Raw genomic sequence first — 13,605 nt, forward strand, 5'->3', positions numbered from 1 at the left:
AGACCGGCGCGCTGGTTCCGACGTACCGGGCGTCAGAGATCAGTGGAGAGGGAGAGATCGTGGTTCTGAACAGCATGTTGATCGGAAGCACCGACGCGGAGCGGTTGAAGGCGTGGTACCGGGACGGCTTCCAGGCGGAGGTCGACGGGTACGGGAATCTGGACCTGGGCGGGTTCGGGCTGGTGATCGAGCAGCGCGACGACGTCGCCGCGAAGACCGCCGAGCCGGGGCGGCACATCGTGAACTTCGCGGTCGAGGACATCGAGGCGGCCGCCGCGCACCTGCGCACGCTCGACGTCGACTGGCTGGTGCACCCGGAGGACCGCGGGGTCGGCTGGTTCGCGACCTTGATCGACCCGGACGGCAACTACGTCCAGCTCATCCAGATGAAACCGGAGTATTACGCGAACAAATGAGTTCGCACCGGACCTGGGGGATCCGGTGCGAACGATGAGGTTTATTCAGTTGTGTCAGGCGCATTGTGCAGAGGAGCAGTGCTCATTGAGAGAAATGGCGGCAAGCGAGGGGCAGAACGCCCTCACTCGCTTGCCGCCCAAACACCGGTGCCTTCGGGTGATCGAGGTGAGGTGCTCGACCTGGGCACGTTCCGGGTGGGTTGTCTGGTGAGATACGGAACGTAGAAGGCGCCGGAGGCTTCTCAGCGGGGTGCTACGTCCCACATGCGCTCGCCGGGCAGGGGGTCGGGGAGCTTGTCGACGGCGGGCATCGGGTCGTTGGTGACCCGCAGTCCGGCGAACCGACGGCTCATGGCGTCTGCGTACCGCTCGGCCAACGCCGGCTCGGCGTTGTAGTCGGCGATGACGTGCTCACCGAACCAGACACGGACGCGTCGGCGCTCAATTGTCTGGATGGCGGTGGCGGTTGTCACTGGTCCTCCTGGCTGACACTTCGAGGGGTGGACGGCCTGGAAAACGCGGGCGAGCGCGGTGCCGGTGCGCCGTGTTGTGTTCACCGTCACGTCAGATCCAACGGAGAACGGCGAGCCGAGGTCACGCCCGAATTCAGAAATTCCCAGCTTTTTCGGAACCGGCCGGAACCCAATTCTTCGCCGGTATGTTCGATTACCCGAACGGGCCCCGGACCGAGACCCCGCCGTCCAGCACGATCTGCTGTCCGGTGACGTACGCCGACGCGCCCGAAGCCAGGTAGACCACCGCCTGCGCGACCTCCTCGGACCGACCGAACCGGCCGGCCGGGATCTCCTCGACGACCTCCGCGTCGACGTTCGCGTTGGCGACCGCCGTGGCGATGGCGCCGGCCGCGGCGACGTTCATCCGGATGCCGTCGCGGGCGTACTCGGCGGCGACCGTGCGGGCCAGGCTGAGGATGCCCGCCTTCATCACGCCGTACGCCGCCTGCTCGGGAGCTGCCATGAAGCCGGTGACCGATCCGACGCTGACGATCGTCCCGCCGGTGCCCTGGCCGAGGAAGACGCGGAGCGCGGCCCGGACCGCGCGAGCGACGTACCGGAGGTTGACCTCGTAGATGGTGTCCCAGTCCTCGTCGGCCATCTCGTGCAGCTTCACCGCGGGCACGAACGCGACCTGCCCGCCGACGACGGTGACGAGCACGTCGAGTCCGCCGAGCTTCTCGACCGCGGTCGAGACCATCGCCTCGATGTCGGTCGCCGAGCGGACGTCGCCCGACACCGGGTACGCCGTACCGCCGCGCGCCCGTACCGCGTCGGCCGCCTCCTCGGCTCGGGCCAGGTCGAGGTCCGCGACCACCACCGCGGCACCTTCGTTGCCGAAGGCCTCGGTTGTCGCACGACCGATCCCGCCGCCACCGCCGCCGATCACCAGTGCTCGTTTCCCGTTCAGCCGCATGGCCGGAGCGTAAGCCAGCAACGTCATGAGATTCACAGTCTTTCTTCAGGAAAGACACGCCGAAGCTGTCGGAACGGCTCCGTACGCTGGAGAGGTGACCATCGAAGACGCTGGAATCAGGCCACAGGGATCCGCCGACGAGCGGGTCGTGGCAAACGCCCTTGTGGTGCCGGAGCGGGTCATCGGCGGCGTCGTACCGTCACCCGTCCGGCCGGGGCCGGCAGGAATCGCGGCCGTCCAGACCGAGCACCTGATCGGGGACATCGGCGACGCTCTCCGGCTGCTCGACGCGGTGGAGCGCGTCCGCGGCCACGCCCACCCGCTGATCCTCGGCCTGCAGCAAGCGGTCGGGATGAAGATGCCGGCCGCCCTCGTGCTCAACGCGATCGCCAACGGCCGCACCACCGCCGACGAGGTCGCCCAGCAGGTCGGCATCACACCCGGTGAGGCCGAGCTCGCGATCGCCGACCTGGAAGCGCTCGGCATGGTCCGCACCACGCCGGCGCTGGCCGTGACCTCGATGGGTCAGGCCCGGCTCTCCCAGCTCGACGGTCTCACCGTCCGCGTCCTCGATGTCATCACCGGCATCCTCGGCCCGACCGACGCCGCCCACCTGGTCCGCCTCCTCCACACCGTCGCCGACGGCCTCGAGTCCGCCTCCGTCGCAGCCGCCGTCAATGACGCACTCCCGCAGGTCGTCTCGCACAGTTAGTGTCGAAATCCCACGGTGGGTCTCGACGTAGCTGGTGTCAGGCGATCAAGGAGGACATCAGATGTTGAAGGACAGCAAGGCGTTCAGTGGGTTCTCGGTGGACGACATCGAGAAGGCGAAGGCGTTCTACACCGACACGCTCGGGATCGAGGTCGGCGAGGAGAACGGGATGTTGCGCCTCGACGTCACGGGTGGCGCCGCGATCCTGGTGTATCCGAAGCCGAACCACGTGCCGGCGGAGTTCACCGTGCTCAACTTCCCGGTCGCCGATGTCGAGGCGACCGCACGTGAGCTGACCAAGCGCGGCGTCACCTTCGAGCACTACAACAACGATCAGGACGACCTCGGCATCTACCGCGGCCAGGGCCCGTTGATTGCCTGGTTCAAGGACCCAGCAGGCAACGTGTTCTCCATCATTCAGGTGTGAGGTACCGGATCGTCGTACTGGCCTAGGCGGCCGGAGTAGCGGGTGCCGTTCCGGTACGGCCAGGCGTACGCCGTACAGCCGTGCAGGCCGAGGGTCTGCTGCTGCATGACCGGGGCCGGTTGGCCCGGCCCCGGACACAGCTCGTGGCCGTTGCCGAGCCGGTGGCCGGTCTCGTGGTTGACCATGTACTGCCGGTACGTCGTCAGCGACGCACCGAAGTTCGGTACGCCGTGCGCCCAGCGCGCCACGTTCAGCACGACCCGATCCCCGATCCGGCAGCTCGTATACCGGTCCGGCGCCGCACCACAGATCACGTCCCGGGTCTGCGGCGTGACCAGCATCAGCGTGAAGTCCGGATTCGTCCCCGGCCCGACCTGCTGAAACCGCCACTTCCCCCGCGAGGCCCACCCCTGCGCCCCGCCGTACGTCGTCCGCACGAACCGCGCGAACGCGGTCCGGTCGACCCCGGTGATCCCACCCTCGATCGCGATCTGGAACTTCATCAGCCTGCCGCCCCGCCCGATCACCGCGGGATCTCCGGGCAGTACGGCGTACGACTGCGTGCCGGCGACCGGGTACGAGATCACCTCGGCGGGCTTGGCCGGTACTGCGGGCCGACTCGTCCGTGGCGCGGCAGCCGGGGACTCCAGTGGCGGCTGGGTCGACTCCGCCGAGGCCGGTACGACGTGGCGCTCCGGAATCTCGTGGCGGGCGAAAGGGCTGGCGGGCAACTCGTACAGCACCCCGACCACGACCACTCCCGTGATCGCAAGCCCGATCGTCCTGACAACAGTCCAGCGGCGCATTCCGGTGAGCTCCTCACACCGCGCCCGGTCGGGCGCGTCCTCACTGTCTTCTTGCCACTGTGCCCACAAACCCTTCTCCGCCCACGGGTGGAGCCCTGATTTCCACCTGCCGGGTTCTGATACACCCGTGTTAGTTTCACTCGAAGAAGCACACCTGTATCAAATAAGGAGCCTTCGATGAAACGCTGGACCGCAGGCATCGCGACCGTGCTCACCGCCGTCACCCCCGCGCTGACCGCCTCGCCGGCGACGCCCGCGTTGACGGCATCGCCGGCACCCCGACTGACCGCGGATGTGAACCGCGACGGCCTGCTGACCCGCGCCGACGACGCCGGCAAGCACAGCTGGACCGACGGACGCGGCGCGATCTTCCTGCCCAACCTGGACGACGACCAGCACCGCTGCACGGTCGACCCGGCCGACCTGGACGCACCCGGCCGAGCGGTCGACGACAAACTTGCCGCCTGCAACGATTCCGCCGACGACCGGATCAACGGGCCCCGGGACGCAGCCGACCTGGCCCCACTCACGATCGATGCCCAACTCAACCTTTCGAACCAGGCGACCGGCAGCATCGCGATCTCGTCCGCCGGCAAGGCCCGGATCTTCGCGAACGGCCGTCCCGTCACCACATTGACCGCGGATCAATTGCGCCACGGCGTCCGGCTGCAGCTCGAAGGTCGCGACATCGTCCGCGATCCGGCCCGCTGGGACGGCCGGATCACCGTCACGCTGTCCGTCACCGACCACGGCCGGACGGGTACGGACAACGTCCGGATGCGCGTTGCCCCGCTCATGCTGCAGAACGATCTCCAGCCTGCGCAGACCGTGCTCGCCGCGCAGCCCAACAAGGGACAAGGCTGGTGGGGCGGCACTCCGCCGTACCAGGACGGCGCTCCGGGCGAGTGGCAGCCGTTCGCGAAAACGTTGCGCAAAGCAACCATTTCCGCCGGTGCCCGCCTGCAGTTCGTGAAGGGTACGCCGGAAGGCTGGAAGGACATGTGGCTGCAGGACACGTTCGAGCCCGCGACCGCGAGCATGCCGGCCGTCGGCGGTCCGCACACGATGCGCATCCTGATCCGCTCCGGCAACGTCTGGGACCTCCCGTCCGCCGACACACCTCGCCCAGCCGGCCGGCTGCTGTACCGCGACCTGCGGGGCCCGGACATCGGTATCGTGCAGGAGCTCGGCAACACCGCATCGCCGGGCCTCGACGACCTGCTGAACATGGGCGGCAACATCGAATCGCTCCCGCCGTACGACGGTTATCCGCACGGGCGGATCGTCTACGGATCGGGCGAGCGTCACCCCGACCGCGGATTCATCAAGATGGTGACGAGTCAGGGCTACCAGCCGCCGGTCGTGATCGACACGTCCTGGCTGATGGTCGGCCACGCGGACGAGACGACTCATGTGGTCCGCGCGGACAACGCCCGCGGCTGGACTCTCGCCGTGGCCGATCCGAGGCTCGCGGCGCGACTGTTGCGCGACGTGCAACATCACGTCGACAGGCAACTGCTGGCCGACAACGAGGCCGCGGCCCGGCACATCGACGACCAGCTCAAGGTCCTGCTCAAAGCCACCGGTCTGCGCGCGGACGAGCTCGTCCGCCTGCCGGTGCTCTTCGACCGGGCGCCGGGCTTCGGGTTGCTCAAGGCAATGACTCCCGACCTGGTCAACGGGCTCTCGCTCACCGATCGCGAGATCGCCCTGCCCGATCCGCACGGCCCGCGACTCAACGGGCGCGACGTGTTCCGGCAGGCCGCCGACCAAGCGCTCAGCGGGATCCGCGTGCACTGGGTCGAGGACTTCTTCTGGGCCCACCTCGGCGGCGGTGAGGTGCACTGCGCGACCAATGCGCTCCGCGACACCAGCGGTGCTACGCCTTGGTGGTCCGGAACTTCAGCGACGGGTACTTCGCCTCGATGAACCCGAGCTCGCGGTAGAGCTCGATGCCGTAGTCGGTCGCGTGCAGCTCGACCTGCCCGACGCCGGTCTCGTTCTCGAACCAGTCCATCAGCGCGATCACGCAGGCGCGGGCCATTCCGCGCCGGCGGAAGGCGGGCTCGGTGCTGACGTTGTACAGGTGGCCGCGGACCGTGGTCAGGTCGTTCGGACCTGGCGGGTGGTCGAACACGTTGCCGGCCGCCGCGGCGACGACACCGGCCTCCGGGTCCTCGACGACGTACGCCGCGAACGTGTCCGGCGACGCCAGTTGTCCGGCGAACCACTCGACGGCGCTCTCCTGCCAGGGTCCGTCGATGTCGTTGCCCATGGCAGCAAGCATCAGCCCGCGTAAACGGACCAGGGACTCCGCGTCGTCCGCCCCGGCTCGTCGTACCTGAATGTCGTTCACGCGGTACATCTTGCCAACTTTTTGCCAAGTCAATGAATCGAAGGGGGCATGGCCCCGAGCAGAGCGCAGCGAGCGTCGCGTGGCAACCGAGCACGAAGAGTGAGACCACGGCGACGTTCGGCGTTCACGGCGCTGGCGATCTCCGTCCTCGGGATCCTGCTCCCGGGTACGGCGTACCTGGTCGCCCGCCGGATCCGGCTCGGCTCGACGCTGATCGTGGCGAGCCTCGCGCTCTACGGCGCCGCGGCGTACGTCGGCCTGCGGAAGCGGGACGCGGTGATCTCGTGGGCGCTCGATCCAGCGCTGCTGCTGTGGATGATCGCCGGGCTCGGCGCGATCGCGCTCGTCTGGATCATCGTGCTGGTCACGTCGTACAAGATGCTCCGGCCGCTGACCGCGGGACCGGGGCCGCGGCTGCTCGGAGCGCTGGTGATCGGCGTCGTCTGCTTCGCGATGACGGTGGGTACGGCCAGCGGCGCGCAGACGCTGCTGGCGCAGCGGAGCCTGGTGAAGAAGGTGTTCGCCGACCCTGGGTCGAAGAGCCAGACCCGGCCGACGATCAGTACCAAGAAGAACGTCTGGGACCAGCTTCCGCGGGTCAACGTGCTGCTGCTCGGCGCCGACGACGGCGAGGGACGCCAGGGGACCCGGACCGACACGGTGATGGTCGCGAGCATCGACACCAAGACCGGCAACACCTCGCTGATCTCGCTGACCCGGAACTTCATGCGGATGCCGTTCCCGGCCGACTCGCCGCTGCACAAGATCTACCCGACCGGGTTCTGGGACCCCAGCATCGATCCCAGCAAGGAGCAGTCGGAGTTCTACCTGGACGCCATGTACCGCAACATCCCGAGACAGCATCCCGGGATCATCGGACCGTCCGACAACGAGGGCGCGGACATCCTGAAGCTCTCGGTCGGCGAGGCGCTGGGGCTGAAGATCCACTACTACGTACAGGTCAACCTGGCCGGGTTCGCGAAGCTGGTCGAGGCGCTCGGCGGGATCGTCGTGAACATCAACTACCCGGTGCCGGTCGGCGGGAACGACGACAAGTTGATCCCGCCCAGCCGGTACCTCCAGCCGGGACCGAACCGGAAGCTGAATGGGACCGACGCGCTGTGGTTCGCCCGCGGCAGGTACAGGGTGCCGACGGCCGACCTCGCCCGGCAGACCCGGCAGCACTGCACCGTCGAGGCGATCGTCGAACGCGCGACCCCGCAGAACGTTCTCGCCAACTACCAGTCGATCGCGGCGGCGGGCGAGCAACTGATCCGCACCGACATCCCGCAGAAGCTGCTCGGCGACTTCGTCACCCTCGGCCAACGGGTGAAGACGGCGAAGATCTCCAACATCGACCTCGACAAGAAGAAGAACTTCCCGAACGGCCGCAACCCGAACTACGCCGGGATGCGCGAGATCGTCGCGCAGGCGCTCAACCCGGTTCGCCGCACGACGCCGGTGCCGCGCAAGACCACGACGACCAAGCCCTCGAACGCGGCCCAGCCGCGCACCACACCCAAGCCCGGCGCCGACGACCTGGCCTCGAGCTGCGCCTACAACCCCGGTCCTCCCGGCTAGGCGCACCGGACGCCGAGGCGCTCGATCGTGTCACCGTCCGGTCAGGATGCAGAACTCGTTGCCGTCCGGGTCGGCCAGCTCGATCCCGTCGGTGTGTGCCTGACCGCTCTCGTGCCGCTTCGCGCCGAGGCCGATCAGGCGCTCGACCTCCGCCTCGGCATCGCCGGACGGCACGAGGTCGAGGTGCAGCCGGTTCTTGGGCGCCCTCGGGATGTACGGCGGACCGCCCCAACTGATCTTCGACCCGCCCCGGGGGGACTGGATCGCGGTCTCCTCGTCCTGGTCCCAGACCAGCGGCCAGTCGAGCGCCTTGCTCCAGAAGTACCCCACGGCCTGGCTGCCGTCGGACGTCAGGCAGCCGATGACCGCGGTGCCGGCGAGGAAGTTGTTGCCCGGCTCGATCACACAGAACTCGTTGCCCTCGGGATCAGCCAGTACGACGTGCTCCTCCTCGGGCTTCTGCCCGATGTCGATGTGCCGCCCGCCGAGCTCCAAGGCCCGATCGACCATCGCCTGCTGCGCTTCGAGCGTCTGACTGGGCAGGTCGAAGTGGATCTGGTTCGCCAACTCCTTCTCGATATCACTCGGCAGGAACCGCAGGATGAATCCGAGGTCGTCGTCCGGCAGCACGGACGTCCCGTCCGCGCCCATGTCCCGGCCGAGCACGCCGGCCCAGAACCGCGCCAACCCCACGGGATCCTTTGCGTCGAAGGACAGTGCATGGATCTGGACGCTCATCTCGGGACTCCCATCCGCCGGAGATACCACCGTATTTCGGGCGGAACGAGCGCCGCAAAGAGATTTAGCCGACCGACGCCGCGGCGACTCTGGCGTGGTGATCCGCCGTAGCGCGGCTCATCGGCCGACGGAGCAGGACGAGTTGGTGGTAGAGCGGACCGGTTGCGGTGAGCAGCAGTTGGTGGGCGTCCACGGAGGCAGGGATCTCCCCGCGCGCCACGGCCCGGCGTACGACGACCGCGGTGCGCTCGTAGCGGTCGACCCAGAACCGGGTGAGCGCGTCGGCGGCTTCCGGCGTACGGAAGGAGGCGGCGATGACGGCCTGCGTTACGGATGGGCGCGCGGTCAGGGCTGCGTGCACCTCGCGGTTGACGGCGATCAGGTCGCCCTCGAGCGAACCTGTGCCGGCGGGCTCCCAGGAGTCGTCGGCGCCGGCTTGCAGGAGATCGACGAGCAGCCCGGCGACCGTCTTCCACCGGCGGTACACCGTCGTGCGGTGGACTCCGGACCGCGCCGCGACGGCGTCGATCGTGACTCCGTCGTACCCGTGCTCCGCGAGCTCGGCCTCGACCGCGGCGAGCACCTCGGACCGCACCCGGGCAGTCCGTCCACCCGGTCTGCTTGCGCGATCGGTCGTCAGCATGTCATCATCTTAACGCAACATTCGTCGCATTAGGGAGCAGCCCAGTGATCTTCTGACCCGCCGTTCGCCAACCCCGAACCCCGCGTGCGTCAGGAGGATCCTCATGTCTACCCAGCTGTCCCTGCACGATGTCACCAAGTCCTACGATCACCGCCTGGTGCTCGACCAGGTCACCTGCGCCTTCCCGCCCGGGCAGGTCAGCGGCCTGATCGGCGAGAACGGCTCCGGCAAGTCGACGATGCTCCGGATCCTCGCCGGCCTCGAGCCACCCACGGACGGTGCGGCGACGGCCGCCGGGAGCATCGGCTTCCTGGCGCAGGACAACCCGCTGCCGCTCGACCTCGACGTTGACGCGCTCGCCGATCACGCGCTCGCCGACCTCCGCCGGATCGAGTCCCGGATGCGCTCATTGGAAGGCATGCTCGCCGACGGGCGCACGGATGTCCTGGACGAGTACGGCGAGCTCCAGACGGTGTTCGAGATTCGCGAGGGGTACGACGCCGATGCGCGGTTCGCCCGTGCGACGTACGGGCTCGGCTTGAGCACGCTGCCCGGTGATCGACGGCTGTCCGAGCTGTCCGGCGGCGAGTTGGCGCGGTTGCACCTGGCCGCCGTACTCGCGTCGTCCCCGGAGATCCTGCTGCTCGACGAGCCGACCAACCACCTGGACGTGTCGGCCGCGACGTGGCTGGAGGACCACCTGCGGTCGCGGCGCGGTACGACGATTGTCGTGTCGCACGATCGCGCGTTCCTGGAGCGGGTTGCGTCCACGCTGTTCGAGGTGGACGGCGACACGCACCGCGTGACGCGGTACGGCAACGGTTTCCAGGGTTACCTGCACGAGAAGGCGGCCGAGCGGGCGCGGATCGAGCAGGCCCGGCAGGAGTGGGAGGACGAGGTCGCGGAGGCGCGGGTCCTGGTTCGCACCACTGCGGACCGGGTCGCGTACGGGCGGCCGATGACGGACAACAACAAGGTCGCGTACGACCGCAAAGGTGGTCGCGTCAACGAAGCGGAGCGGAGCAAGATCCGCAACGCCAAGGAACGCCTGCGTCGACTGGAGGAGGACCCGCCGCCCGTACCGGCGAAGCCGCTCCGGTTCACCGCGTCGATCCGTACGACCGGCGAGCCGGCCGGGCTGGACGCGGTCGGCGTCTCGGTCAAGGACCGGCTGTTGCCGATGTCGCTCGAGGTACCGGCTGGTGCTCGCGTGCTGATCACGGGACCGAACGGAGTCGGCAAGTCGACGTTCCTGGACGTGCTGGCCGACGCGCTCAAGCCATCCGCTGGGTACGTCGAGCGCCGCGGGCGGATCGGCTACCTCGAGCAGGAGGTGTCCGAGGCGCGACCGGCGGAGACGTTGCGGCAGGCGCTCACGCGACACCCTGGCGCGGCGGGATTGGGGCTGTTCCGTCGGGACCAGCTGCAGACAAGGGTCGACGCGTTGTCGACCGGTCAGCGCCGGCGGCTTGCGCTGGCGCGGCTGCTGACGACGCCGTACGACGTCCTGCTGCTGGACGAACCGACGAACCACCTGTCGCTCGTGCTGGTGGAGGAACTGGAATCGGCGCTCGACCGGTACGCCGGCGCACTTGTCGTGGTCAGCCATGACCGGCGTTTCGTGTCCCGCTGGCGCGGCCTCGTCATCGAGTTGAAGGAGAACACCTATGTCAGTCACTGAATATGCGATCGGTGTCGAGAGTGATGGTCCGTACGGCGTCGTGGTGGCCGGCGGTGAGGTGTGGACGACGCTCGTCCACGCCGGCCGCATCGCCACCCGCTCGGGTCGCGTTGTCGACCTGGACGCCGCGGAGTCCCGTCCCAGCGTGATCGTCGACGGGCCTGATGACGCGGTCTGGTTCACGCGGAACGGGGACGATCGGGTCGGACGGATCGGGTACGACGGGGTCGTGTCGGCGGTCGAGCTAGCCGGAGCGCCGTACGGGTTGTGCGTCGGCCCGGACGGTGCGCTGTGGTGCACGTTGATGAGCGCCGACGCGATCGGGCGGGTGACGGTCGACGGCGAGGTGTCGACGTACCCGATCGGGACGGCCGGGGCGTTTCCGGCGATGATCGCGTCGTACGGCGGGGAGCTGTGGTTCACGCTCAACCAGGGGAACGCGATCGGGCGGATGACGACCGGCGGGGCTGTCACGACCTGTCCCCTGCCGACCGAGGCTGCCGGTCCGGTCGGTATCAGCGCCGGCCCGGAGGCCGTCTGGTTCGTCGAGATCCAGGCCGACCGGGTGGGACGAATCAGCGTGGACGGGAAGATCGAGGAGTTTCCACTGCCTGCTGGTTGCAAGCCGCATGCGGTGGCGGCTGCCGCCGACGGTGGGTGCTGGGTCACTCTGTGGGCAGCCGGTGCGCTCGCCCGATTGGATGCCGAGGGCAACATCACTGATCAGTACGACCTGGGCACAGGCTCCGAGCCGCACGGCCTCGCCATCGACGGCGACTGGGTGTGGGTGGCTCTGGAGAAGGGTTCCGTGGCTCACATCCAGCCGTGAGGGTGAGGAGGTTCACCCGTCGGAGGGAGGACGGCGGGCACCGGGCGGGTGGACAGTGGTGAGGTGAGCACGCTGGTGCAGGTCCGGGGAACGACCGCGCGAGTTCGCGACGTCATCGCGGTGGGGCGGCCGGCGTTCTGGGTGGTCTCGATCGTGCCTTACTACACGGGGATCCTGCTCGCCACGCACCGACTGATCCCGCCGGTGGAAGAGTGGCCGCGGCTGGTCGTCGGGGCGGTGGTGATGGGGCCGCTGGTGTGGCTGGCCGTGCTGGCGGTGAACGACGCGTACGACCTGCCGAGCGACCGGCTCAACCCGCGCAAGGCGAAGTCGCCACTGCTCGACGGCCGCATCACCCTCCGTGCCGCGAAGCGGCTTGCCTTCGCGGCCGCCGTCGCCGCGGTCGGGCTGAGCCTGAATGTCGGGATCGTGTTCGCGCTCGGCGTCCTGCTGGCCGTTCTGCTCGGCTACGCGTACTCCGTCCCGCCGGTGCGGTTGAAGACCCGCGCCGGGTTCGACGTCGCGGTCAATGCGCTTGCCCTCGGCGCCTTCGGCCCACTGGCCGGCTGGGCCGCGATCAACCCGGACCTGAGCGACTTCCCCTGGCTGATGGGCCTCCAAGGCACGCTCGCCGCGATCGGCCTCTACCTCCCGACCACCCTCGCCGACCTGGACGCGGACCGAGCCGCCGGCTACCACACCATCGCAGTCCGCTTCGGCGCCCGCACGACGTACCTGATCGGGTACGCCGCCTGGATCGCTGCCGCGGCCTTGTCGGTCATCCTGGCCGCCACCGCGACGATCATCCCGCGCAGCATGCTGCCGCTGGAGCTCGTCATGGTCCCTGTCCTGGTCGCCGCCTACCGCAAACTCATTGGCCCCGGGCAATCCTTCAAGGGCATCATCGTCCTCTCGGCCCTGTTCCTCCTTCCGTGCGGAACGTTCGCTCTCACCTACACCGGAGTCCTCTAGATGTATCCGGACATCGAGCCCTACGACCACGGCCTGCTCGACGTGGGCGACGGCAACCACGTCTACTGGGAGACCTGCGGCAACCCCGACGGCAAGCCGGCCCTCGTCGTCCACGGCGGTCCGGGATCCGGCGCCGGCGCGTGGTGGCGGCGGTACTTCGATCCCGCGAAGTACAAGGTCGTCCTGGTCGATCAGCGCAACTGCGGCCGCAGTACTCCGGACGCCGCCGAGCCAGGCGTGCACCTGAGCGCGAACACCACGACAAACCTGATCGCGGACTTCGAGCAACTCCGCTTGCAGCTCGGGATCGAGAAGTGGCTGCTCCTGGGCGCGTCCTGGGGCGCGACGCTCGGGCTCGCGTACGCCGAGCAGCACCCGGAGGCGATCTCCGAGATCGTCCTGTTCAGCGTCACGAACACGACGCGGCGTGAGGTCGAGTGGATCACCCGCGACATGGGCCGTGTCTTCCCCGAGGAGTGGTCTCGCTTCCGCGACGGCGTACCCGAGGATCAGCGCGACGGCAACCTCGCGCTCGCGTACAGCCGTCTCCTCCACGATCCGGATCCGGCGGTGTGTGACCGGGCTGCCGTGAGCTGGTGCGCGTGGGAGGACACGCACGTCCGCACCCACCCGAACTGGCGGCCTGACTCACGCTACGAAGACCCGGTGCTCAGGCTGCGGCTGGCGCGGCTCGTCACGCACTACTGGGGCCACGCCGCCTGGCTGGACGAGGGCGTTCTCCTGCGCGAGGCGGGAAAGCTGACAGGGATTCCGGGTGTGCTGATCCATAGCCGGCTGGACATCAGCAGCCCCCCGGACGTCGCTTGGCGGATGGCTCAAGCCTGGCCGGATGCCGAGTTGCACCTCGTGGAGCAGGAAGGCCACGGTGCGGGCGGCGACCGCACGCGCGAGCTGATTCTCGGAGCTTTGGACCGTTTCGCATTACGGCCCTGACCGCTTTCCCGCCGGCTCCAGTTGCTGCACGTGCACGTGCACGCAGGGAAAAGATTTGA

The 13,605-nt window shown here is 68.5% G+C and carries 15 protein-coding genes; 9 read left to right on the forward strand and 6 right to left on the reverse strand.

Annotated elements, in window-relative coordinates:
• Positions 1–59: 59 nt before the first annotated feature.
• The gene (locus tag ACIA58_RS05810) at positions 60–416 is read left to right on the forward strand and encodes a VOC family protein (protein WP_396402431.1); all 357 of its coding nucleotides are present in this window, start codon (positions 60–62) and stop codon (positions 414–416) included.
• Between the two features lie 242 nt (positions 417–658).
• Here the strand turns inward: ACIA58_RS05810 and ACIA58_RS05815 are convergent, their stop codons facing one another.
• Entirely contained in the window at positions 659–889 is a 231-nt protein-coding gene (locus ACIA58_RS05815) for a hypothetical protein (protein ID WP_130443046.1), read from the reverse strand.
• Between the two features lie 193 nt (positions 890–1,082).
• Positions 1,083–1,847 (reverse strand): SDR family NAD(P)-dependent oxidoreductase, encoded by a 765-nt coding sequence (locus ACIA58_RS05820; protein WP_396402432.1) that lies wholly within the window; start codon positions 1,845–1,847, stop codon positions 1,083–1,085.
• Between the two features lie 94 nt (positions 1,848–1,941).
• Here ACIA58_RS05820 and ACIA58_RS05825 point away from each other — a divergent pair, with 94 nt between their 5' ends.
• Both ACIA58_RS05825 and ACIA58_RS05830 read left to right on the forward strand, forming a co-directional pair.
• Positions 1,942–2,559 (forward strand): MarR family transcriptional regulator, encoded by a 618-nt coding sequence (locus ACIA58_RS05825; RefSeq protein WP_396402433.1) that lies wholly within the window; start codon positions 1,942–1,944, stop codon positions 2,557–2,559.
• A 61-nt stretch (positions 2,560–2,620) separates the two neighbouring features.
• Positions 2,621–2,986, forward strand: a complete 366-nt coding sequence (locus ACIA58_RS05830) for a VOC family protein (protein WP_396402434.1) — start codon at positions 2,621–2,623, stop codon at positions 2,984–2,986.
• On the opposite strand, the gene ACIA58_RS05835 is transcribed toward ACIA58_RS05830, so the two are convergent.
• Positions 2,977–3,792 carry a DUF3152 domain-containing protein gene (locus tag ACIA58_RS05835; RefSeq protein ID WP_396402435.1) on the reverse strand — a complete coding sequence of 272 codons (816 nt, stop codon included), beginning with the start codon at positions 3,790–3,792 and terminating at the stop codon, positions 2,977–2,979. The genes ACIA58_RS05830 and ACIA58_RS05835 overlap by 10 nt on opposite strands.
• A gap of 177 nt (positions 3,793–3,969) precedes the next feature.
• On the opposite strand from ACIA58_RS05835, the gene ACIA58_RS05840 reads away from it, so the two are divergent.
• Entirely contained in the window at positions 3,970–5,721 is a 1,752-nt protein-coding gene (locus tag ACIA58_RS05840; RefSeq protein WP_396402436.1) for a protein-arginine deiminase family protein, read from the forward strand.
• On the opposite strand, the gene ACIA58_RS05845 is transcribed toward ACIA58_RS05840, so the two are convergent.
• Positions 5,672–6,157 carry a GNAT family N-acetyltransferase gene (locus ACIA58_RS05845; RefSeq protein WP_396402437.1) on the reverse strand — a complete coding sequence of 162 codons (486 nt, stop codon included), beginning with the start codon at positions 6,155–6,157 and terminating at the stop codon, positions 5,672–5,674. The two genes, ACIA58_RS05840 and ACIA58_RS05845, sit on opposite strands and share 50 nt — an antisense overlap.
• 90 nt (positions 6,158–6,247) lie before the next feature.
• On the opposite strand from ACIA58_RS05845, the gene ACIA58_RS05850 reads away from it, so the two are divergent.
• Positions 6,248–7,729 carry an LCP family protein gene (locus ACIA58_RS05850; protein WP_396402438.1) on the forward strand — a complete coding sequence of 494 codons (1,482 nt, stop codon included), beginning with the start codon at positions 6,248–6,250 and terminating at the stop codon, positions 7,727–7,729.
• A gap of 30 nt (positions 7,730–7,759) precedes the next feature.
• On the opposite strand, the gene ACIA58_RS05855 is transcribed toward ACIA58_RS05850, so the two are convergent.
• A complete protein-coding gene (locus ACIA58_RS05855; protein ID WP_396402439.1) occupies positions 7,760–8,467 on the reverse strand; it encodes a VOC family protein in 708 nt (235 codons plus the stop codon).
• A 64-nt stretch (positions 8,468–8,531) separates the two neighbouring features.
• Positions 8,532–9,110 carry a TetR/AcrR family transcriptional regulator gene (locus ACIA58_RS05860; RefSeq protein WP_396402440.1) on the reverse strand — a complete coding sequence of 193 codons (579 nt, stop codon included), beginning with the start codon at positions 9,108–9,110 and terminating at the stop codon, positions 8,532–8,534.
• 103 nt (positions 9,111–9,213) lie between these two features.
• Between ACIA58_RS05860 and ACIA58_RS05865 the strand changes: the two genes are divergently transcribed.
• The 4 genes from ACIA58_RS05865 (at position 9,214) to pip (ending at position 13,546) form a co-directional block, all read left to right on the forward strand.
• Entirely contained in the window at positions 9,214–10,791 is a 1,578-nt protein-coding gene (locus tag ACIA58_RS05865; RefSeq protein WP_396402441.1) for an ABC-F family ATP-binding cassette domain-containing protein, read from the forward strand.
• A complete protein-coding gene (locus ACIA58_RS05870; RefSeq protein ID WP_396402442.1) occupies positions 10,778–11,620 on the forward strand; it encodes a virginiamycin B lyase in 843 nt (280 codons plus the stop codon). Before ACIA58_RS05865 ends, ACIA58_RS05870 begins: the two co-directional genes overlap by 14 nt.
• A 63-nt stretch (positions 11,621–11,683) precedes the next feature.
• Entirely contained in the window at positions 11,684–12,592 is a 909-nt protein-coding gene (locus ACIA58_RS05875) for a UbiA prenyltransferase family protein (protein ID WP_396402443.1), read from the forward strand.
• Positions 12,593–13,546, forward strand: coding sequence for a prolyl aminopeptidase (gene pip, locus ACIA58_RS05880; protein WP_396402444.1), 954 nt, complete (start codon positions 12,593–12,595; stop codon positions 13,544–13,546). It abuts the gene before it with no gap.
• Positions 13,547–13,605 lie beyond the last annotated feature (59 nt).

The organism is Kribbella sp. NPDC051586, from assembly GCF_044453965.1.
Lineage (GTDB): Bacteria > Actinomycetota > Actinomycetes > Propionibacteriales > Kribbellaceae > Kribbella.

Bases quoted from the DNA above. Each gene is read 5' to 3' on its own strand.
- ACIA58_RS05820 (WP_396402432.1), bottom strand. From the start codon at position 1,847: ATGCGGCTGAACGGGAAACGAGCACTGGTGATCGGCGGCGGTGGCGGC.
- ACIA58_RS05830 (WP_396402434.1), top strand. From the start codon at position 2,621: ATGTTGAAGGACAGCAAGGCGTTCAGTGGGTTCTCGGTGGACGACATC.
- ACIA58_RS05835 (WP_396402435.1), bottom strand. From the start codon at position 3,792: ATGCGCCGCTGGACTGTTGTCAGGACGATCGGGCTTGCGATCACGGGA.
- ACIA58_RS05840 (WP_396402436.1), top strand. From the start codon at position 3,970: ATGAAACGCTGGACCGCAGGCATCGCGACCGTGCTCACCGCCGTCACC.
- ACIA58_RS05845 (WP_396402437.1), bottom strand. From the start codon at position 6,157: ATGTACCGCGTGAACGACATTCAGGTACGACGAGCCGGGGCGGACGAC.
- ACIA58_RS05855 (WP_396402439.1), bottom strand. From the start codon at position 8,467: ATGAGCGTCCAGATCCATGCACTGTCCTTCGACGCAAAGGATCCCGTG.
- ACIA58_RS05860 (WP_396402440.1), bottom strand. From the start codon at position 9,110: ATGCTGACGACCGATCGCGCAAGCAGACCGGGTGGACGGACTGCCCGG.
- ACIA58_RS05865 (WP_396402441.1), top strand. From the start codon at position 9,214: ATGTCTACCCAGCTGTCCCTGCACGATGTCACCAAGTCCTACGATCAC.
- ACIA58_RS05870 (WP_396402442.1), top strand. From the start codon at position 10,778: ATGTCAGTCACTGAATATGCGATCGGTGTCGAGAGTGATGGTCCGTAC.
- pip (WP_396402444.1), top strand. From the start codon at position 12,593: ATGTATCCGGACATCGAGCCCTACGACCACGGCCTGCTCGACGTGGGC.